The sequence below is a fragment of the Streptomyces sp. NPDC057963 genome (assembly GCF_042887155.1).
Taxonomy (GTDB): Bacteria; Actinomycetota; Actinomycetes; order Streptomycetales; family Streptomycetaceae; genus Streptomyces.
The window spans coordinates 1-20908 of sequence record NZ_JBHVPX010000041.1 but is presented as its reverse complement, the minus strand read 5'-3'; the positions used below and the strand labels follow the sequence as shown (position 1 = coordinate 20908).

The window sequence follows — 20908 nt, the reverse complement described above, 5'->3', positions numbered from 1 at the left end:
ACCAACCGACGTGGCTAACACCGTTAGCCACGGGGCGCCACGCTACGGCTACCGGTGTTAGCCGTCAAGTCCGGAGAGTGGCGAACTCCGGTCCGCCGATCCTGAACACCCAGTCCCGCTCGCCGAGTTCTTCCTGACCGGCCGTCAATCCCAGCCGCCCGCCGGCCTCCAACGCTCCTCGCCGAGGTGACGGGCCGCAAACAGGCCGCAGCGCCGGCAAGCGCATGACCGCGGCCATACGACCCCGGTCGCTGCTTTGCACTGTGGGTCGGAGAGAGGAGTGAGCCCGCTTCGTCGGTGCGCGCACCGCGGCCCGCCGGCCCAGATCGGCGGGAAGGGCGCCTTCGCCCGCCGCGCCGACACCCTCCTGCTCGACGGGCAGGTGGACGCGACGGTCGCGTGCGCCAAAGACGTACCGACCGAGCACGACCGGGCCCCCGGCATCAGCCTCGGCGCCGCCCTGCTCCGCGAGGATGCCCGCGACGCCCTGGTCCTGCCCACGGGGCACCCGCCCACCCGTCTCACCGACCTGCCGGCCTCATTCCGGGGCCGGGACGGCGTCACCGCACGGGCTATCGCGTCCGGGTCCGTGCCGCCTCGCCGATGATCCGGATGCCCGCGGTTGCCCGTGCAGAAGTCTTGCGCGCCCTGCACGCGCTCGCCGACGCCGGCCGGCTCCGTTCGGCGTCCGACGCGACACTACGGAGAACGTGCCCGTGGTCCACGGATGAGGCCGAAGGGCGAGTGCCGGATCAATGAATTGCATAATTTTGCAATTCGATACATGCTGTAGAGGCCGTGTCCGTAGGTAGGCCGGAGGCACAGCGCCGGCGATGTCCCAGGTACCTGGGCGATGGGAGTGTTCGAGACCGTGCCGGTTCCGGTTCCGCTGTATCAGGCCAAGGCCGAGTTCTTCCGGATGCTCGGGCACCCGGTGCGCATACGGGTGCTGGAACTGCTGCAGGGCGGACCGATGCCGGTACGCGATCTGCTGGCAGCGATCGATGTGGAGCCGTCTGCGCTGTCGCAGCAGCTGGCGGTGTTGCGCCGCTCGGGGATCGTGACCGCTGTCCGGGAGGGCTCGACGGTGGTGTACGAGCTGGCCGGCGGCGACGTCGCGGACCTGATGCGGGCGGCGCGCAGGATCCTCACCGAGATGCTGAGCGGACGGAACGAACTCCTGGCCGAGTTGCGGGAAGCAGAGGTGGCGGCCGAGTGAGCGTGTTGTCGGCCCGGTCCTGGGATCGGGTGCGCTCCCTGTTGCCCGCCCGCGCCGACTACGCGGTCCTGGCCCGTAATCCGCGCCGTGACCTGCTCGCCGGCCTCACTGTCGCCCTTGTGGCCCTGCCGCTTGCTCCCGGGTTCGGTGTCTCCTCGGGGCTCGGTGCAGAAGCCGGGTTGGCGACCGCCGTGGTGGCGGGCGCTTTGGCGGCGCTGTCCGGCGGCTCGAATCTCCAGGTCTCCGGCCCCACGGGGGCGATGACGGTGGTGCTGGTACCGATCGTTGCCCGGTACGGGTCCGGCGGAGTGCTGACGGTCGGGCTGATGGCCGGTGTCCTGCTGGTCGTGCTCGTCCTGTTGAAGGCCGGCCGGTACATGCGGAATGTCCCTGCTCCGGTGGTGGAGGAGCATGCGCTGCTGGCCGAGCACCTCGTCGCGTACCGGATCGACGGTCCGCTGTTCTTCGCCGGCGCCCACCGCTTCCTCCTCGAACTCTCCGAGGTCGCCGACGTGCGCGTGGTGGTCCTGCGGATGTCGCGGATCACGACCATGGACGCCACCGGCGCTCTCGTGTTGAAGGACGCCGTGGAGAAGCTGAACCGGCGCGGCATCGCCGTGATGACCTCCGGCATCCGCCCCGGCCGGCGCCAGACCCTCGATTCCGTCGGCGCTTCGGGCCTGTTGCAGCGGGAGGGGCGCGCGTACGCCTCCACTCCGCAGGCCATCGCCGGGGCCCGTGCCCACCTGCAGAGGACCGGGCTGATCAAGGGGCCCGGCGGCACCGGATGGACCGTCACCGTGACCGGACCGGCCGAGGTCGTCACGGACACGGACGAGGCAGCCCACTACCGCCGTACGCTGCCGGGCCGGACCTACGGCCCGCACGACACCCTCGTACGGATCCGTCCGCAGGCAGTCGACGGCTTCCGCCTCCTCTCCCCGGAGACCATGTGAGTACGCAGCTCGAAACCTTGCCGTACCGGCATGTGCTGACCCTGCCCACCATGGGCTCGGCCGTGCGGATCGCACGTGAGACGGCGGAGCAGGTACTGACGGAGTGGGGGGTCAGCCGCCGCCATCCGAACGTGGATCCCGCGCTGCTGATCCTCGCGGAGCTGGTGACCAACAGCGTGCGTCACGCCGCCGTGCTCTCCCCGAACCTGACGGTCGTCTTCGCAGGCGGGCCGGACACGTTCGTGTTCGCCGTCCATGACCGCCACCCCCACCAGCCCACCCTCCACACCACAGGCACCAGCACGGGCGCCAGCAATACCGGCCTGGCCACCGTTGCCGAGCTGACCCTCCAGCTCGGGGGCACCGCGGTCGTACGCGGGGACGCGGACGGCCAGGGCAAGAGCATCTGGGTCACCCTCCCCCTCTAGAAGACCGAGGCAGCGACCATGACCATCCAGTGGCGCTACGCCACCCACCCCGGCCTCGGCGTCCTCTCTCTCGCCGGACACCTCGGTCCGGACGCCGTCCACCGGTTCACCGGCGCCATCGGCTGGGTCCGGGCACGCGGCACCGGACCGGTCGTCCTCGACCTGACCGAGCTGCGTGGCTGGTCCACCGGCGGCCGGCTCGCCGTGGCCCAGGCCGCCCGCCAACTCCACGGCGACGGGCGGCGCCTGGAACTCGCCGCGATCCCCGCCGACGGCTCCCTCGTCCCCGACGACACCCACCCGCCGGTCCCCGTCCACTGCGACCTGCCCACCGCCCTCGCCGCCCACCAAGCCCCGGCCGGGGACAAACGGGAAGGGTGCACCGACGAGTGGCCCGGCCCGCGCACCGGCACCAGCACCAGCACCAGCACCGACCGAGCCTGATACGAGCAATGCACAGCAACGACCCGAGCAAGGAAGAACCATGAGCGACGTGATCGTGAAGGACAGCAACGGGACCGTTCTGGAGGACGGCGACTCCGTCACCCTGATCAAGGACCTGAAGGTGAAAGGCACCTCCGAGACCCTCAAGCGGGGCACCCTGGTCAAGAACATCCGCCTCACCAGCCAGGCCGGCGAGATCGAGTGCAACACCAAGAAGGTCAAGGGCCTCGTCCTGAAAACCGAGTTCCTGAAGAAGGCTTGACACAGGACTCACGCGTCGCACGCGCTGCGCCCCGTGCCTCACAACGGGGACGGCGCGTGCGGCGTTTCTTCCCGCCGCCTTGAGCCGCGCGGCAGCGTGAAAGCCGCGTCCAGCAACCAGGCTTGTCCACCCGGCGCGCACTCCCCACCGCCCTCAAGAGCAGGCTGGTTCCGGTCTCGGGCGCCGTCACTCATGGCCCGCCTCCCGTTCCGTGTCCGGTACTCGGTAGCGTGCTCGTGCCGTACGGCGTCGGCGACGAGTTCACTCACAGCCCAGCAGCACGGCGTCGGTCAGCGAGGAATCGGGGGCAAGCCCGAAGGAGGTGAGGGCCTCGGCGGTGCTGACGCAAACCGACCTCACCGACGCCGGGACCGGCGGCACCGTCCTGGCATGCCGCTTCACGTTCGGCAGGCCACGTACCCCTTCGGCGCGCGTGCCTGCGAATACCCCGGTTCACGACGCCGCCCGCGATTCGGCGCTGTGCAACTGTTCGAGCAGATCCTGCTGCCCTGCCAGCATCACGGTCAGGATCCGACGCGCGGCCCGCATCAGCTCCGCCACATCCCCGCCGGCCAGCTCATAGACGACGGTGGCGCCCTCACGGGTCGCGGTCACGATCCCGGAACGACGCAGTACGGCCAGCTGCTGCGACAGGCTCGACGGTTCGATCCCGATCTCTGCCAGCAGGTCGCGCACAGGCAACGGCCCGTCCTGCAGCAACTCCAGTACCCGGATACGGACCGGATGGCCGAGCATCCGGAAGAACTCCGCCTTCGCCTGATACAGAGGTACTTGAACCGCGCTCACGCCCCGGCTCTCCCGTCATCCGTGCGAATGCCGTGCTCGCGTGCCATCCGCAGCGCCTCCTCCACCTCGTCCTCGGCCAGGGCCGCTCCATGGGCATCCTCAGCGTCCAGAGCTTCCGCCAGCCGGGCCCGCGCCCGACGGACCCTCTCCCTCACCTCGTCAGCGAACACACCCACCACCACACCCTCCACCCATACCCCTTGACTGATACGAGAACTAATAAATTGCAGAACTCTTCAATCCTAGGGGCGAGTGATGCCTCACGCACGTCCGAACCTCACCCGGTCACCCTGCCGGGCCCTCGCACACCAGCGGACACCGACGATCAGCAGCGGCCGTGCACGCGTGAACCCGCGGGCTGCTGATGGTGTATTCGAGCCCGCTGCCCCCTTCCGGGGGCACGACGATGTCGTTCGCGCGCAGTTGCGGATCCTGCGCGGTCTCCTCCGGTGTCCGAAGGAGGGTTCGTCGCGCCGGGTCACCCCAGTGGCCCGTCGTCGCCCGGTGCGGGAGAGGCACATCCAAGCAGTCGGTCGACATGCCCCTGCTCCGCGTACGCGGTCCGGGTCGGCGCGCCTTCGTCGACAAGGCTGGACACCGGCGCTCCTGCCCCGGTGCATCAGTCCGTACCTGGCGCCCGAGGCGCTTGTTACACGGCTGTGGCACAGCCCGATGAACCGCCTCTGCCCACGGCCGCCTCTCCTTGGGTGCAAGCCGCATTTACAGCATGACGACCACGGAGGAATGCGCCGCATGAACGCCAGGCTCACCCGAGTGAACCGTTTCACCGTCATCCTCGCCGCGACAGCCACGCTCGCCCTGACCGCTACGGCCTGCGGCGGATCCGACGCCAGGGCGAGCGGCCCCGCGTCCCCCACCAGGGCAGCGGACAAGTCCAACTCCACTTCAGGCACCGCGCATCCCACGCAGGCAGACCGTGCTGCCGCCGGTAGGAGCGGTGACACCGCCGTCACTCCCCCGTCATCGAAGACCGCCGCACGGGCCGCCGCGAAGTCCGCCTGCACCGGCGCGGAGCTGAAACCGTCCCTCGTGCACGGCACCGACGCCGACCCCGACCCCAAGGCGACCCAGACCACCGCCACACTGCTGTTCACCAACGTCGGCAAGCGCACCTGCACGGTCCAGGGGCACCCGGGCGTCGATCTCGTGACCGCCACCGGCGACAGGTGGAGCATCGCGTGGCAGAAGACGACGGCACAGAAGGTCACCCTTCAGCCCGGCGTCGCCACCATGGCCGAGTTGACGTTCCTGCCCGTCAGTCCCTCCTCCAGTGCCCCGGACCAGAAGCCGTTCCTGCCCAAGAGCGTCAAGGTCACCCCGCCCGACACCACCACGACCGCCACGCTGGCCTGGCCGTGGCAGCGCATCGCCGTCCTGCGCCAGGACGGCGCCACCCACCCGGGCACGTATGTCGGCCCGGTCGCCGGCACCGCGAGCAGCTGAGCGAAAGGGCGACCGCTTCCGCCATGAGCACCTGCCGGGCTTCCCGGCGGGCCGGGAGCAGTAGCCGGACGGAGACTTCAGGGGAAGTGCTTGCGGCACCCCCGTCGACCCGCGCACGGGCAAGGACGCGTCGCGGTTCAGGTGGCGGGCCGGAACAGTGCCGTGAGGCGCCTCTTCCAACAGGGCTGGAAAGGCACTTGCCCTCGGCTCTTGCTCACCAGGAAGCCTCCGCAGAGCCCACTCGTTCAGCGGGGGCGGAGATCCGGCCCCGGCTCGGTGCGGCCGGACCGGGTCGCTCAGCCGGTGCGGTACGCCGCTTCGGTGGCCATGCTGAGGAGTTCAGCCGCCCACTCGGGGGTGAGGGCCTCGCCGATGGCCCGGCCGGCTGCGCCCACCCGCTCCTCGATCACCGTCTCCACTCGGTCGCGTACGCCGGTGGCGATGAGCAGACGGTGCAGGACATCCGGATCCGGCGCCCTGCCCTCGCCGGTGAACAGCTCCTGGATCGCGGGCTCGTCCCGCAGGGCCAGGGACATCAGCAGAGTCATCTTGTGCTGCTGGAGGTCCAGCCGTCCGGGCTTGCCCGTCACATCCGGATCACCGAAGACGTCCAGCAGGTCGTCCCTGAGCTGGAACGCCTCGCCGACTGCCAGCCCGTACTCCTCGAACGCTTCCAGGAACCTCTCGCCGCCTGCCAGAGCGGCTCCGAGCGTCAAGGGCCGTGAGACCGTATAGCGACCGGACTTCAGCAGGGCTATCCAGCGGGATCGCTCCGGATCGGCGTCGAACTGGGCCGCACTGCGGACGTCGAGAAACTGTCCGACCATCAGTTCGGTGCACAACTCCCCCCAGATACGGCGCACTTCGGGTGGGCAATCGGCGAGCAGGCGCTCCGCGTACACCAGGGCGAGATCGCCCCCGAGGACGGCGACCGCCTCGCCGTACCGGCGGCCCTCGCCCCGCCAGCCGCGCTGCCCGTGCAACTCCTCGTGGAGTACATGTGCCGTGGGCCTGTTTCTACGCCGTTCCGCGTCGTCCATCACGTCGTCGTGCAGCAGGGCGAAGCTGTGGAGCAGTTCCAGCGCCGCCGCCACGTCGACGATCACCGGATCGTCCGGGTCACCTCCGGCCGCCAGATAGCCGGCGACGCAGAACGCGGGGCGCATCCTTTTCCCCCCGCTGCCGAACATGCCGACCACGCAGTCGAGCAGTTCGACCGAGACCGGTTCGACCGCCGCCCACCGGCGCCGCTCGGCGGCAAGGAACTCCTCGATCCGCTGTTCCACTCGGGCCAGGAGCCGGTCACGCCGCCGACGTGCGGAGGTATCGGTCATGTTGCGCGGTGAAAGCGTCGAGGGCATATGAGCTCCTTGATGCGGTGCACGGCAGAGAAGTACAGGCATTTCTCGCATACACCCCGCACTCACGGAAAGAGGCAGCTTCGGATACAGAACAGATCCAGCTGCGGCCCACCCCTCCGCTGTAGCGTCCTCGGGCAGCCGTCAGGCGGCGTCACTCGACGTGATTACCGAAGGAGTTCATTTTGAACACGCCCGCGGACTCCCGGAATGGTCCTGCCGCCAGGCTCGTAAAATCTCCGGTCTTTATCATTTCGACAGTGCGGTCGGGGTCGACCCTGCTTCGATGCGTACTGAATACGCATTCCCAGGTGTACGCCGGCCACGAGATGCATCTGGAAGGCATTCGGGTCGAACTCGACACGAAGCCTGCGACTGCGGCCATGGATGAGATGGGGTTCTCGACTGCCGAGCTCGGCCACATACTCTGGGATCGCCTTCTCGATCACCAGTTGAAGGCCAGCGGGAAGAGCATACTGGTGGAAAAGACACCAGGAAATGCTTTCATGTGGAAAAGAATAGCCGAGTGCTGGCCTCACGCCAGGTACATATTCCTGCTCCGCCATCCGATGCATGTACTGGAATCCCTGTCCGAGATCTTCCGCGACCAGTTGGCCGAAATACCGCTTCCGCAAGGCACCGAGGAAGTGGAGGCAAAGATTCGGACCACCGCCATCCATCAGATCGCTCCGATGATCGAATCGGTTGCCGAGGCCCGCGCCCACCTGGACGGCATCACCGTGCGGTACGAGGATCTGACGACTTCCCCGGAGGTCGTCACAGAGAACCTGTGCGACTACCTCGGGGTGCCGTGGGAGTCGGACATGCTGAACTACGGAAGCCAGGATCACGGATCGTTCCGCATGTTCCTCGGAGATTGGCGCGAGAGGATCTCCTCCGGTGTGATCCAGCCCCACCGCCGGCTGCCGGCCATCGATGAGGTTCCCGAAGACCTGGCCGGTCACTGCAGGGCATTCGGTTACGTGTAGGGCGGGACCGGCAGTCAGCCGTACAGGCGCGGTCAAGTGTCCTGCGGCGCTGCGCCGATACGGTGCGAACACTTGAGGCCGCCCTCGCCCGGAGGTCGGCGGTTGCGAAGGGGTGCTCATGCCGGTCGAACCGACGGCTGGTTGGCCGGGCCTGCGGGGGCTGCGCGTCCTGGACCTCTCGCGGTTGCTGCCGGGCGGCTTCGCCACCCTCATGATGGCCGACCTCGGTGCCGACGTCATCAAGGTCGAGAGCCCGAACGGGGGCGACTACGGCAGGATCGTGGACCCCGACACCTTCGCCGCGCTGAACCGCAACAAGCGCTCGGTCGTGCTGGACCTGCGCGAAAAGGCCGGCCGGGAGACCCTGCTGCGTCTCGTGGAGCGCAGCGACGCCGTCGTGGAGAGCCACCGCCCCGGCGTCCTGGAGAGCATGGAACTCGGCTACCGGCAGTTGCGCGCGGTCAATCGCCGCGTGGTGCTCTGTTCGATCACCGGCTACGGCCAGACCGGCCCCTACGCCACGCGGCCCGGCCACGACCTGAACTTCCTGGCCCTGTCCGGCTTCTTCGCGGTGCCGCACCGCGCGGACGGGATCGTCGACCGGGTCGGCGTACGCGTGGCGGACATGGCGGGCGCCATGTACGCCGCGCTCGCCACCGCGGTGGCGGTCTCCTCGGCGCGGTCAACGGGCGAGGGCCAGCATGTGGACGTGTCGCTGCACGAAGCGGCCGCGGCCTGGGCCGGTGCGCTCGCGCCGCCGCTCCAGGAAGGCAGGCCCCGCGCCGACAGTCCGCTCGTCACGGGGGACAACGACATATTCGTGCTGGCCGACGGGCGCCGGATCTCGTTCGCGACCTTCGAGGACAAGTTCTGGCTCACCTTCCGGCAGGCCCTCGCCGCGGAGTTCCCGGTGCTCGCCGACGCCTGCTACGACCGCCGGGCGGACCGGACGCGTGCCAAGAGGGAGGTGCGGGAACTGCTCGAGGATGTCTTCGCCCAGCGCGACCTCGCCTGGTGGTCCGCGGCACTGTCCGGACTGGACCTTCCTTGGGCGCCCGTCTACGAGACCACCGCCGAGGTTCTCGAGGATGAACACGTCACCGTCCGCGGGCTGGTGGGCACCCTGCCCGGTTCGGCCACCGAACACCCCCGGCAGCAGGTGCGCTTCCCCGTCGTATTCGGATCCGGTCTCGATTCCCTGCGCGGTGCCGCTCCCGGACACGGTGAGCACACCGCCGAGGTCCTCGCCGAACTGGACCGGTAACAAGCCGCCTGCCGCCCGGGCCGACGGCGGCGGGGCGACCGGCCGAGATCCCGCCGCCGCCCGGGCATCCGCTTCGCGGCAGTGGAAGAGAACCGGGTTGTCGGCGACCGGTACGAAAGACTTGACTGCCGTGTGCGTGGAAAGACGCAGCCGAGTCCCCTCACCACCGGCGAGTACCAGAGCCTTCGTGCCACTCCTTCGTTCGAACCCTCGTCTGTGTGCCGCAGGGCCTCGCACCCTGCCCCGACCCGGGGGCGCAGGGTCGGGGCAGGGTGGGTCGGGGCAGGAACCGAGGCCTGTCAGAGGTAGACGTTGTCCGGGTTGAAACCGTCACCCAGCACCGGAATGCACGTGTGCTGCTTGATGTCGAGATTCGAACCGTCGAACGTGTCGCCCGTGGCGCGCTGGGGGTAGACCCAGGTGTCGCCGAGCGTGTAGCGCGCGTTCACGGCCAGACGGAGCCGCGCGTCCGGCAGGGAGGCGCGGGAACGGTGCATGCACCGTTCGGTGAAGATGGTGTACTCCCCCGCCTTCATCGGCATGGTCCGGGTGGCCCCGGGCGCCAGCTCGAAGGGCTCCGTGACCACGGCCAGCAGGTCGGAGCAGCGCTCGGCCAGGAGGTCGAAGAGGTCGTCCAGCGAGTGCTGGTCGGGGTCCACCCCGTCGAACATCCGCCGGGTGTCGATGTCGAGGATCAGGCTGTTGTTCTTCGCCCGGCTCAGCAGCTCTTCCTTGGTCTTGATCCGGTTCCGCGGGTCGACGTAGGCGCCGGACTCGGTGAGTGTGACCATCCCCTTGGGGTACTGCGACTTCTGCGACCCCTTGACGAACTCCATCACTCCGTCGTCCTCGGAGACGTCCGTCAGCGCGAGCCAGAGCGTCCAGTCCCACTGGCTCGACGGGTTCATCGGGAAGAGCGCCGGCCTGTGGCCGCCGACTTCCTCGCCGTCGAAGTACCCGTACTCCTGGTGCCAGTCGATCGCGCCGTCTCCGGGGTACTTCTCGAAGAGCTTGGTGCGCCACAGGATCAGCGAGTCCGCGCCGGTCGCCTGCTCCAGCGACTTGATGAGTTCGGGCGCGGTGAGGAGTTCGCGCACCTTCTCGTTGATCAGGTGCCAGTCACGTACGGAATACCTGTTGTACAGCGGGTGGACGGGCTGGTGCTCGAGCACGTCCTGGAAGAATTCTTTCACTTCCCCGATGGTGTCGTCCGAGGCGAAGCGCGGGAACGGTCCCGCGAATCCATTCTTCTCCAACGCTTCGCGGGGTGTTGTTTCCTTCATTGTCAGGCCTCTCGAATTCACATCGATCTGAAAATTCACACTCTTCGACGAATTTCACGCCACCCATGGAAGATTGACACCGGCTAGGAAAGGCGCGTAATTTCCCGCGCCGGCGGCACGCCGACCTTCCGTTTTCGCTGCCACATTTCGAGCAGGCTCAGGCCCGGACTCGTCATGACCGTGGTGACGACAGCCACGACGACCAGCTGCGCGAAGACCGTGCTGGTGAGCAGGCCCGATTCCAGACCGATGTTCAGGGCGATGAGCTGGATCAGGCCGCGCGTGTTCATCAGCACCCCGACCTGGGCGGACTGCGCCCAGTCCCGGTCGTGCCATTGCTGGGCGGCCATGCACGCGCCGAGCTTCCCCACCACGGACGCGGCCAGGAAGAGCAGTACTCCGGTCACCATGGCGGCGGAGCCGAGCAGTTGGATGTCGGTCCGCAGGCCGGTGTACACGAAGTAGAAGGGCAGGAGCACGCCCACGGCGAAGGGGCGGACGGTGGCCGACCACCGGGACAGCGCGTCGCTCTTGGGGAACGCCATGCCCAGGGCGAAGGCACCGATCACCACGTGCAGTCCGAGGAACTCGGTCGTCGCGCACGCTGCGAACAGCAGTGCGCAGACCAGAGGGAGGAAGCCCGCGCTCTGCCCGTCGCCTGTCCGGGACATGAACCACCGCAGTCCGGGACGCACCACGCCGAACAGGACGGCCATGAAGGCCACGAAGCCCACGGCGGTCAGAACGGGACTGACGTCGCCGGCCGCCGTGAAGGTGAGTATCAGGCCGATGCCCAGCCAGGCGATGACGTCGTCGATGGCCCCCGCGCCCAGTGCGACCATCGCCGACCGGGAGCCGAGCAGTCCCCGCTCCTCGATGATGCGGGCCAGCATGGGCAGCGCCGTGATGGACACGACGATGCCGATGTAGACCGCCCCGTAGGTGCCGCCGACCTCGGGGATCAGCTCCGGCCGGTTGCTGAAGAGCCAGGCGGTGACCGCGACCCCGAGCAGGAAGGGCGCGGAGATCCCTGCCACGGAGACGGACAGGCAGCGTCTGAGCAGTCCACTGCCCTTGGTCAGCGAGCTGCTGAACTCCAGCCCCACGAGGAACATGTAGAAGGCGATGCCCAGTTGCCCCAGCGCGTACAGGACCGGTATCGACTGCTCCGGGAACATCCACTTCTGGGCGTCCGGCAGCAGCAGCCCGAACAGGGACGGACCGAGCGCGATGCCGGTGAGCATCTCCGCTATGACCGGCGGCTGGTTGATCCGCACCATGACGGCGGTGAGCAGTCGGCACACCACGATCATCGTCACCGCGCACAGCAGGAACTTCGTCAGGGTGTCGCCCGGCATCCGTCCCCCTCCTTCTCGGCGTCCCGCGACGCCTGTCGGCGCGACATCAGCCGCCCATCGCGGCGATGAGGCTCTTGGGCCGCATGTCGGTCCAGTTCTGTTCGATGTAGTCCAGGCATGCCTGGCGGCTGTCGGCCGGCTTGGCCACGTCCCATCCGTCGGGGACCTCGGCGAAGTGCGGCCACAGGGAGTGCTGGCCCTCGTCGTTGACCAGGACCAGGTAGGTGCCCTCCGGGTCTTCGAACGGGTTGCTCATGATGGTTCTCCTTGTCTGGTGCGGATGGTGGATGTGCCGCGCGTCAGACCGGCAGCCCGGTCAGACCGCCGGCCGGCGCGTTGACGAGTACGGCCATGTTTCCGGCCGGGTGGCGGTTCTCGTAGACGAGTTGGTGCGCGTGCGCGATCTCCTGGAACGGGATCGTGCTGCTCAGGCAGGGGCTGATCCGCCCCGAGCCCACGAGTTCGATGATCGCCCGGGTCTCCTGGACGTTCGCCGCGTGCGAGCCCTGGAGCCTCTTCTGGAACATCCACAGGTAGCGGAGGTCCAGGTCGCCGTTGTAGCCGCTGGTCCCCGCGCAGGTCACGACCATCCCGGCGTTGTCGCACAGGTAGACGGAGGTCGGCAGGGTGTCCGCGCCCGGGTGCTCCAGGACGATGCGGGGCGAGCGGCGCTCGCCGAGTGCGGACCAGAAGGCTCGGCCGAAGGCCCGGGCGCCGCTGAGCCAGGTCTCGTACGCCTCGGTGTCGTCGGAGTCCGGCAGCCGGCCCCAGTGGCTGAACTCGCTCCGGTTGATGACGCCTTTGGCACCCAGCCTGAGGCAGTACTCCGCCTTCGCGTCGTCGGAGACCACGGCTATGGGGATACCGGCGAAGTGCCTGACGATCTGGATCGCCATGGAGCCCAGTCCGCCCGAGCCTCCCCAGATCAGAACCGGGTCGCCCGGTCGCACGACGTTCGGCGCCCAGCCGCACAGCTGGCGGTACGAGGTCGATCCGCCGGCGAGGAAGCTGCCGGCCTCCTCCCAGGTCAGGTGGGCCGGTTTGCGGTGGCACTGGTACTCGTCGGCGACCGTGAACTGGGCGAAGGAGCCGTAGTTCAGCTCGTATCCCCAGGCGCGTTGGGACCGCGAGGCCGTGGGGTCGACTCCGAGCCGGATGTCGGACGCCGACTCGTCCCAGCAGACTCCGCCGACGATGACGTGATCACCGACCTTGAACTGGGTGACTCCCTCCCCCACGGCCCAGATCACCCCGGATCCCTCGGAGCCCGCGATGTGGAAGTCGTCCGGATCTCCCTGCTTGCGGCGGGCCGCGATGACATCGGCCGGAGAGCCTAGTCCGGCCCACACGCCGTTGTAGTTCACCCCGGCGGCCATCACCATGATCACGACCTGGCCTCGGCCCGGCGCGGGGACCGGAACGGTCTCCAGGGCCATGGCCCGCGACGGCTGTCCGTACCGCTCGGGCCGGATGACGGCGGCGTACATGTGGCTGGGGACATGCCCCAGGGGGGGTATCTCCCCGGGTTCGTACAGCTCCTTCACCGTGTTCTCCTCGGTGGTCATGCGCCGGTGGGGCGCGGCCGCAGCCCGGCGTTCAGCGGGGCGGCGATCTGCTGGAGGGAGTCGCGCCGCAGCATGTCGCGGTGCTCGCAGGGGACGAAGTGGGCCGTGACGGCCCCGCCGACGTACGGCTTCCAGTCCTCGGCGTTGCCGGGGTGCTCCTCGCCGGCGGCGACGAAGAGGACCATGTCCCCGTCGAAGAAGTCCGGCGTGTGCGTGCCCCGGAGCGCCACGTTGTTCCGATACGTCTCGACGAGAGCCGCCAGGTTGCGCTCCACCAGCGGGGCCAGCGGCAGTTCGCTCCGGCGCAGCAGTCCGGCGGCCTGCTCGACACTGAGCGGTCCACCGGTGAGGGACCCACCGGCCGTCCGTGCCGGATCCAGCTCGACGGCTTCGAGCAGGGCGTGCAGCACGTCGTGCTCCGCGGGCCGCTCCACTGGTCCCGGTTCCCCGGCCGGGTAGGAGTCGAGCACGGCGAGCAGTGCCACTTCCTGGCCGTCGGCCCTGAGCATGCAGGCGACGGCGTGGGCGAGGAGCCCGCCGAAGGACCAGCCGAGCAGGTGGTACGGACCCTGGGGCTGCACCGTCCGGATGTGCTCCAGGTACAGGGCGGCCATCTCGCCGACCGAGGACGGGTGCTCACCCGGCCTGCTGAACGCCGGTGCCTGCAGTCCGTACAGCGGCCGGCCCGCCGGAATGTGGCGCAGCAGCTCCGAGTAGCGCCAGCCGAGGCCGCCTCCGGCATGGAAGCAGAACAGCGGCGGCTCGTCCCCGCCGGTCCGCAGCGGGAGGAGGATGCCGAGACCGTCGTCGGCGTCCGGGGCGGCGGCCCGGGCCAGGAGCCCCGCGACGGTGGGGGCTTCGAAGAGCATCGGGATGGTGAGCCGGGGGTCCAGCCGGGCCCGCAGGCGGGCCAGCAGGGACGCGGCGAGGAGTGAGTCCCCGCCCAGCTCGAAGAAGTTGTCGTCGATGCTCACCCGGGGTGTCCCGAGGGTCTCGGCGAACAGCCGGCACACCAGTTCCTCACGGTCGGAGCGCGGCGCGCGGCCCTTTCCGCCGGGCTCCGACCCGGACCGCGGGGCGGGCAGGGCCGCCTGGTCCACCTTGCCGTTGGCGGTCAGCGGAATCGCGTCCAGCGTCACGAACACCGACGGCACCATGTGCGCCGGCAGTGTCCTCGCCAGCGCCGCCGCCAGCCGCTCGGGGACCGGCTCCGAGCCGCCCGGCCGCGCCGTCACGTAGGCGACCAGCCGCCGGTGGCCCGGCTGGTCCTCGCGGAGGGTGACCAGGGCCGCGGCGACCTCGGGCAGTGCGGCCAGTGCCGCCTCGGCCTCGGCGGGCTCGATCCGGAAGCCTCTCAGCTTGAACTGCGAGTCACTGCGGCCGAGGAAGTCGAGCGTGCCGTCGGCCCGCCACCGCACCAGGTCCCCGGTGCGGTACATCCGCACTCCGGCCGGCCCGTACGGGTCGGCCACGAACCGTTCCGCCGCTGCCGCGGCATCGCCGTGATAGCCACGGGCCACACCGGCGCCGGAGACGTAGAGCTCGCCGGCGACCCCGGCCGGAGCCGGTCGCAGCTGTCCGTCGAGGACGTACAGCCGGGAGCCGCCCCACGGCCGCCCGATCGGCACCGATTCGGGAACCGGGTCCCCGGCCCGCATCCGGTGCGTGGCCGCGAACACGGTCGTCTCCGTCGGCCCATAGCCATTGATCACCAGTGTCCGGGGGCACGCCTCCAGCACCCTGCGGACCGCGCTCGCCGACACCACGTCGCCGCCCGTGCGGACTTCGCGGACGCCCGCGAGGCATGCCGGGTCCTCCTCGGCCAGGAGCCGGAACACTCCGGCGGACAGCCAGAGACCGGTGATGCGCTCGCGCACGATCAGCTCGCGCAGCACGGCGAGGTCCAGCCGGCCCGGAGGTGCGACGACCACGCACCCTCCGCGCAGGAGCGGTACCCACCATTCGGTCGCCACCGCGTCCCAGACGTGCAGCGAGTGGAACAGGACCCGCTCCGTGCCGTGTTCGTTCCATCCCGCGTCGTCCACGAAGTTCACGACGTTGCGGTGCGTCACCGCAACGGCCTTGGGAACTCCCGTGGAGCCGGAGGTGAACATCATGCAGGCGAGCTGGTCCGGCGCGACGGCAACGGCGGGGGCCTGCGCGTCCACGGACTCGGCGGCGAGCCCGGTGTCGACGACCACCACCTGGGCCGCGCAGTCCGGCAGGCTCCGGACGCCTTCCGCCCGGTCCCGCCCGGTGAGCAGCACCGTGGCGCCGCTGCGATCCGTCATCGTCGTCCACCGGACCGTGGGGCTCTCCGGGTCCAGCGGCACATAGGCGGCGCCGGCCTTGAGTGTTCCCAGGACGGCGGCCAGGAGGTCGAGGGAGCGGTCGAACAGCACCGCGACCCTGCTCTCGCCCCCGACCCCGCGAGCGATCAGCTCCTGGGCCACCCGGTCCGCGAGAGCGTCCAGTTCCGCGTAGGTGACGTCCTTCGTTCCGGTGCGCACGGCCACCGCATCCGGCTGCCGCTCCGCCACCTGCGCGAACCGCCCGACGAGCGTCGCGCCGTCCGGTCCCTCGTGCGCCGCGGCGCCGGCCCCCCATTCGGTGAGCAGCTGCCGCCGCTCGGCCGGCTCGACCAGCTCGGCCCCGCCGAGGGGGCTGCGGGGATCGTCGGCCAGGGTCCGCAGCAGCTGCTGGAACCAGCCCAGAAGCCGTTCCGCGAAGACGGGGTCGATCACGTCAGGACGGTGGTTGAGCCGCAGTCGCAGCCCGTCGCCGGAGAGGGCGGCCACCAGGGTCAGCGGATAGTGGGCGGCGTCGTTGTCCAGCGAGCCCACGGTCCGCGCACGGTCGGCGGTGTCGGCGCGGGTGGCGTCGACCGGATAGTTCTCGAACACGACGAGGGTGTCGAACAGCTCGCCCAGGCCGGCCAGTTTATGGATCTCCGTCAGGCCGACGTGGTGGTGGCCGGTCATCTCGGCCTGCTCGTCCTGTACGCGGGCCAGTGCGTGCGCCCAGGTCTCGCCCGGGTCGAGACGGACCCGTACCGGGATGGTGTTGACGAACAGTCCGATCATCGATTCGATGCCGGGAATCTCCGGCGGCCGGCCGCTGACGGTCGTTCCGAAGACGACGTCGTCGCGACCCGTGAGTTTGCCGAGGAGCACCGCCCAGGCCAGCTGGACCATGCTGTTCAGCGTGACGCCGTGTTCCGACGTGCGCCTGCGCAGCGTGTCGCACAGCTCACGGGGAAGATCCACCGTGAGCCACTGCGGCATCACCGGCACGTGTCGCAGGTCGGTGGCGCTCAGCCGGGTCGGCTCGTCGAGCCCGGCCAGTTCCTTCCGCCACGCCTGGAGGCTCTCCTCCTGATCCCGGCGGGACAGCCATTCCAGGTAGGAGCGGTACGGCGTCACCGGCATGAGGGACGTGTCGTCGCCGTTCCGTTCGTACAGCTCGCGCAGCTCGGCCATGAGCAGCGGCATCGACCAGCCGTCGAGGAGGATGTGGTGGTGGGTGATCACCACGCGGTGTCGTCCGTCGCCCAGGCGGATCACCATGAACCGCAGCAGCGGTGGCACCGCGAGGTCGAACCCGCGGCTCCGTTCCTCGTCGAGCAACTCCTCCAGCCGGGCGCGCAGTTGGTCACCCTGGAGGCCGGTGAGGTCCCGTTCCCGCCAGTCGGGCTCGGCGTGGCGCGGCACGACCTGGACGGCGCGGCCGGAAGGCTGGTGCCGGAAGGCCGCCCGCAGGTTCGGGTGGCGGCGCAGCAGCGTGCGGGCGGCGGCCCGCAGCGCCTCGCTGTCGACGGGGCCCTCCACGTCCGCGGCCAGCTGTACCGCGTAGACGTCGTCGTCACCCCCCGCGAACAGGGAATGGAACAGGAGCCCCTCCTGCAGGGGCGACAGCGGGAGTACGTCCTCCACACCCCACTCGGTGGCCTCCAGCTCGTCGATCTCCGCCTGACCGAGGTCGAGGAGGGCGAGGTCGGACGGGGTGAGGCCGCCGGCGGCGGGGGTGGTGGCGTGGGCCGCCAGGGACCTGAGTGCCGTCAGCCACAGCTCGGCGAGGTCGGCCATCTCCTCCGCGGTGAAGAGCGCTTGCGGCCAGGAGAGCACGGCGCCCAGCCGTGCGCCGTCGGCAGTCGCCCGCGTGGCGGCGTTGATCTCCAGGCTGTGCGCGAAGGGCGCCTTCGCGTCCTTGGCCGGGACCTCCACCTGGATGTCCGTCGCCGCGGTCCAGGTGGATTCCCCACCCGTCGCGGCGCTGCGGGCGCCCAGGTAGTTGAAGCCGATGGCGGGCCGGGGAAGTGCGGCCAGCAGGGGCGCGGTGCGGGGGTTCAGGTACCTGAGCAGACCGAAGCCGATCCCGTGGTCGGGAATGGCCCGCAGCTGTTCCTTCACCCGCTTGAGCGCCTGTCCGACGGCCGGGCCGCCGGACCACACCTCGGCTGCGTCGACGCCCGGGTCGAGCCGGACCGGGTACAGGCTGGTGAACCAGCCCACGGTCCGGGAGAGGTCCGCGCCCGGCACGACGTCCTCCCGCCCGTGCCCCTCGACGTCCACGAGCACGGCGGTGTCCCGGCCGCGACCGCGCCGGTCCCGCCACTCGGCGACGGCCAGCGCCAGGGTGGCCAGCAGCGCCTCGTCGATCCCGGCGCGGAAGGCGACCGGCACCGCCGCCAGCAGCTGTGCGGTCTCCTCCTCCGGGAGCTCCAGGGAGAGCGTCAGCGCGGTGTCGTACGTGTCACGCCCGGGGGCCGGCGCCGCACCGAACGGCGCCTCGCCCGGGGCGAGTTGCGCCGACCACAGTGCGAGTTCGGCCGCACGCGTCTCCCGGCGGGCCTCCTTCGCCAACTCTCGCGACCAGTGCCGGAAGGAGGTGCCTACGGGCGCCAGCAGCGCCGGACCGCCGGCCGACGCCGCTTCGAACGCGGTGCGGAGGTCTGACCCCAGGACGCTCCAGGACACCACGTCCACGGCCAGGTGGTGCACGATCCACAGCAGCCGGCCCGGGGCCTGCGCTCCCGCCTCGAACCACACCAGTTGCGTCATGGTCCCCGCCTCGGGGTCCAGACGGCCGACGGCCGAGGCGGCCTCGTCGCGCATGACCTGGGCCAGGCCGCTCGGCGGTACGGACGTGACGTCCACCCGGCGCAGCCACGACCGCACGTCGACGGAGTCGGCGGGTACGACGTCCAGCCGCCAGTCCTCGTCGGAGCGGCGCAGCCGGGAGCGCAGCACCTCGTGCCGGTCCGCGACCGCCCGCAGTGCGGTCAGCCACAGGTCCTCGTGAGGTGCCGCGGGCACCGTGAGCAGCGTCGACTGATTGAGTCCGGAAACCGGTCCGCCCGTCTCACGCAGCCATTCCGTGATCGGGGTGGGGGATGCCTCCCCGACACCGTCGTCGGCCGGTTCTCCCGCGTCCCGCGCCCGGTCGTGCTCCCGCTCGTCGGCGGCGAACAGTGCCAGCTGCGCGACCGTCTGATGGCGGAACACGTCCCGCGGCGAGATGATCACACCGGCCCGACGCGCCCGGCTCACCAGCTGGATCGCGACGATGCTGTCGCCGCCGAGTGCGAAGAACCCGTCGTCCACACCGACCTGGGCAAGGCCCAGCACCTCGGCGAACAAGGCGCACAGCACCTCTTCGCGCCGCCCGCGGGGGGCGCGGGCGGCCGGGCCGCGCGGTTCCGGAGCGGGCAGCGACTTCCGGTCCAGCTTTCCGTTGGCGGTGACCGGCAGCTCGCCAAGGATCACGACCGCGGCCGGCGTCATGTAGTCGGGCAGTACCTCCGCGACAGCGGAGCGCAGGCTCTCGCCGTCGAGCGCGGCGCCCGCGTCGGCGGTGGCGTATCCGACGATGCGCCGGTCACCGGGCCGGTCCTCCCGGACCACGACCGCCGCCTGCGCGACACCGGGGCAGGACAGCAGCGCCGACTCGATCTCCCCCGGCTCGATCCGATAGCCGCGTATCTTCACCTGGTCGTCGGCACGGCCCAGGAACTCCAGATTCCCGTCCGCACGCCACCGCACCACATCACCCGTCCGGTACATCCGGCCCCCACCACCACCGAACGGATCCGCCACGAACCGCTCCGCCGTCGGACCAGGCCGGCCCACATACCCCCGAGCCAGCTGCGTCCCCGCCACATAGAGTTCTCCGGCGATTCCGACGGGAACCGGGCCCAGGCCCTCGTCCAGGACATAGGCACGGGTGTTGCGGACGGGTACGCCCATGGGCACGCGGGTGGCACCCGGCTCGCTCCGGTACTCCCAGCGCGTGACGTCGACGGCCGTCTCCGTGGGGCCGTAGAGGTTGTGCAGCCGGGCGCCGAGGACGGAACGGAAGGCGTCGGCCGTCTCCGGCGGGAGCGCCTCGCCGCTGCTGAAGACGGTGCGCAGGCTGCCGCACAGCGCCGCGGTCTTCTCGGCGAGGAATGCGCTCAGCATCGACGGCACGAAGTGCGCCGTGGTGATCCGCTGCTCCTGGATGAGAGCTGCGAGGTAGGCGGGGTCCCGGTGTCCGTCCGGCTTCGCGACCACGAGGGTCGCACCCGCCTGGAGCGGCCAGAAGAACTCCCATACGGAGACGTCGAAGCCCGCCGGCGTCTTCTGCAGCACCCGGTCCTGCGCCCCCTGCGGATACGCGTCCTGCATCCAGCCCAACCGGTTCACGATGGCCTCGTGCGACGTCACGACGCCCTTCGGCCGGCCGGTGGAGCCGGAGGTGTAGATGACGTAGGCCGGGTGCTGCGGCCGCAGGGGCGCGGTCCGCTCCTCGTCCGTCAGGTCCGTCCCCGCCTGCTCGGCCAGCGCCTCCTGTACGTCCTGGCCGTCGAGGACGAGCCACGGGGTGGCACCCTCGCCGGACAGTTCGTCGGCGGTGGCCCGCTCGGCGATACCGAGCACGGGCCGCGCTTCGTCCAGCATCGCCAGGGTGCGGCCGGCGGGCTGCTGCGGATCGAGCGGCAGATAGGCCGCTCCGGTCTTCGTCACGGCGTACATCGCGATCACGAGATCCACGGATCGTGGAAGCGCGAGGGCGACCACCTCTTCGGGACCCGCGCCCCTGGCCGCCAGGAGCCGGGCGAGACGGTTCGCGGCGGTGTTGACGTCGGCGTACGACAGGACGGTGTCGCCGAACACGACCGCCGGGTGGTGCGGGGTGAGGGCCGCCTGCGCTTCGAAGAGTGCGGGAAGCGTCTCCTCGGACACCTCATCGGCCGTGTCGTTCCAGGTGGTGAGGAGCTGGTGGCGTTCAGCGGGCTCAAGGATCTCCAGCCGGGTCAACGACCGGTCGGGATCAGCCACCACCGCTTCCAGCAACCGCACCAGACGAGCCACCAACGACTCCACCGTCGACCGGTCGAACAAATCCTCCGCAAACTCCACCACACCCTCGACACCCCCCGCACCGCCATCCACACCGAAACGCTCCGCGACATGGAACGACAGATCGAACTTCGCCGCCACCTCACCCGAATCCACACCACGCACCCGCAA

The 20908-nt window shown here is 70.0% G+C and carries 17 protein-coding genes; 9 read left to right on the top strand and 8 right to left on the bottom strand.

The genetic code is table 11. The features are described from left to right. Positions 1 to 280: 280 nt before the first annotated feature. The 6 genes from ACFVT1_RS39210 (at position 281) to ACFVT1_RS39185 (ending at position 3309) form a co-directional block, all read left to right on the top strand. Complete coding sequence (locus ACFVT1_RS39210; RefSeq protein ID WP_389805112.1) at positions 281 to 607, top strand: hypothetical protein; 327 nt, start codon at positions 281 to 283, stop codon at positions 605 to 607. Between the two features lie 246 nt (positions 608 to 853). Next, complete coding sequence (locus ACFVT1_RS39205; protein WP_389805109.1) at positions 854 to 1219, top strand: ArsR/SmtB family transcription factor; 366 nt, start codon at positions 854 to 856, stop codon at positions 1217 to 1219. After that, complete coding sequence (locus ACFVT1_RS39200) at positions 1216 to 2175, top strand: SulP family inorganic anion transporter (RefSeq protein WP_389805106.1); 960 nt, start codon at positions 1216 to 1218, stop codon at positions 2173 to 2175. Before ACFVT1_RS39205 ends, ACFVT1_RS39200 begins: the two co-directional genes overlap by 4 nt. Next, the gene (locus tag ACFVT1_RS39195) at positions 2172 to 2603 is read left to right on the top strand and encodes an ATP-binding protein (RefSeq protein ID WP_389805103.1); all 432 of its coding nucleotides are present in this window, start codon (positions 2172 to 2174) and stop codon (positions 2601 to 2603) included. Before ACFVT1_RS39200 ends, ACFVT1_RS39195 begins: the two co-directional genes overlap by 4 nt. An 18-nt stretch (positions 2604 to 2621) precedes the next feature. Then, complete coding sequence (locus ACFVT1_RS39190; RefSeq protein ID WP_389805100.1) at positions 2622 to 3047, top strand: anti-sigma factor antagonist; 426 nt, start codon at positions 2622 to 2624, stop codon at positions 3045 to 3047. A gap of 40 nt (positions 3048 to 3087) precedes the next feature. Continuing rightward, the gene (locus ACFVT1_RS39185) at positions 3088 to 3309 is read left to right on the top strand and encodes an alkylphosphonate utilization protein (protein ID WP_389805097.1); all 222 of its coding nucleotides are present in this window, start codon (positions 3088 to 3090) and stop codon (positions 3307 to 3309) included. A gap of 453 nt (positions 3310 to 3762) precedes the next feature. Here the strand turns inward: ACFVT1_RS39185 and ACFVT1_RS39180 are convergent, their stop codons facing one another. Together ACFVT1_RS39180 and ACFVT1_RS39175 are read right to left on the bottom strand one after the other, a co-directional pair. Then, on the bottom strand, positions 3763 to 4116 hold the full coding sequence (locus tag ACFVT1_RS39180) for a metalloregulator ArsR/SmtB family transcription factor (protein ID WP_362211006.1): 354 nt from the start codon (positions 4114 to 4116) through the stop codon (positions 3763 to 3765). Next, the gene (locus tag ACFVT1_RS39175; RefSeq protein WP_389805094.1) at positions 4113 to 4292 is read right to left on the bottom strand and encodes a hypothetical protein; all 180 of its coding nucleotides are present in this window, start codon (positions 4290 to 4292) and stop codon (positions 4113 to 4115) included. The genes ACFVT1_RS39180 and ACFVT1_RS39175 overlap by 4 nt, the downstream gene beginning before the upstream one ends. A 577-nt stretch (positions 4293 to 4869) precedes the next feature. Here ACFVT1_RS39175 and ACFVT1_RS39170 point away from each other — a divergent pair. Continuing rightward, positions 4870 to 5580 (top strand): DUF4232 domain-containing protein, encoded by a 711-nt coding sequence (locus ACFVT1_RS39170; protein ID WP_389805091.1) that lies wholly within the window; start codon positions 4870 to 4872, stop codon positions 5578 to 5580. Between the two features lie 296 nt (positions 5581 to 5876). Here ACFVT1_RS39170 and ACFVT1_RS39165 read toward each other — a convergent pair whose 3' ends face one another. Next, positions 5877 to 6941, bottom strand: a complete 1065-nt coding sequence (locus tag ACFVT1_RS39165) for a polyprenyl synthetase family protein (protein WP_389805088.1) — start codon at positions 6939 to 6941, stop codon at positions 5877 to 5879. 182 nt (positions 6942 to 7123) lie between these two features. On the opposite strand from ACFVT1_RS39165, the gene ACFVT1_RS39160 reads away from it, so the two are divergent. Further along, positions 7124 to 7927, top strand: a complete 804-nt coding sequence (locus ACFVT1_RS39160) for a sulfotransferase family protein (RefSeq protein ID WP_389805086.1) — start codon at positions 7124 to 7126, stop codon at positions 7925 to 7927. A 118-nt stretch (positions 7928 to 8045) separates the two neighbouring features. Beyond that, complete coding sequence (locus ACFVT1_RS39155; protein ID WP_389805083.1) at positions 8046 to 9191, top strand: CaiB/BaiF CoA transferase family protein; 1146 nt, start codon at positions 8046 to 8048, stop codon at positions 9189 to 9191. A 299-nt stretch (positions 9192 to 9490) separates the two neighbouring features. Here the strand turns inward: ACFVT1_RS39155 and ACFVT1_RS39150 are convergent, their stop codons facing one another. The 5 genes from ACFVT1_RS39150 to ACFVT1_RS39130 form a co-directional block, all read right to left on the bottom strand. After that, positions 9491 to 10384, bottom strand: a complete 894-nt coding sequence (locus ACFVT1_RS39150; RefSeq protein ID WP_389805080.1) for a phytanoyl-CoA dioxygenase family protein — start codon at positions 10382 to 10384, stop codon at positions 9491 to 9493. Positions 10385 to 10557: 173 nt separating this feature from the next. Then, positions 10558 to 11832: a cation:proton antiporter gene (locus ACFVT1_RS39145; protein WP_389805077.1), complete on the bottom strand. Its 1275-nt coding sequence runs from the start codon at positions 11830 to 11832 to the stop codon at positions 10558 to 10560. Positions 11833 to 11878: 46 nt separating this feature from the next. Next, positions 11879 to 12088 (bottom strand): MbtH family protein, encoded by a 210-nt coding sequence (locus ACFVT1_RS39140; protein ID WP_362210950.1) that lies wholly within the window; start codon positions 12086 to 12088, stop codon positions 11879 to 11881. Positions 12089 to 12131: 43 nt separating this feature from the next. After that, complete coding sequence (ccrA, locus tag ACFVT1_RS39135; protein ID WP_389805074.1) at positions 12132 to 13397, bottom strand: crotonyl-CoA carboxylase/reductase; 1266 nt, start codon at positions 13395 to 13397, stop codon at positions 12132 to 12134. Next, the gene (locus tag ACFVT1_RS39130) at positions 13394 to 20893 is read right to left on the bottom strand and encodes an amino acid adenylation domain-containing protein (RefSeq protein WP_389805071.1); all 7500 of its coding nucleotides are present in this window, start codon (positions 20891 to 20893) and stop codon (positions 13394 to 13396) included. Before ACFVT1_RS39130 ends, ccrA begins: the two co-directional genes overlap by 4 nt. Positions 20894 to 20908 lie beyond the last annotated feature (15 nt).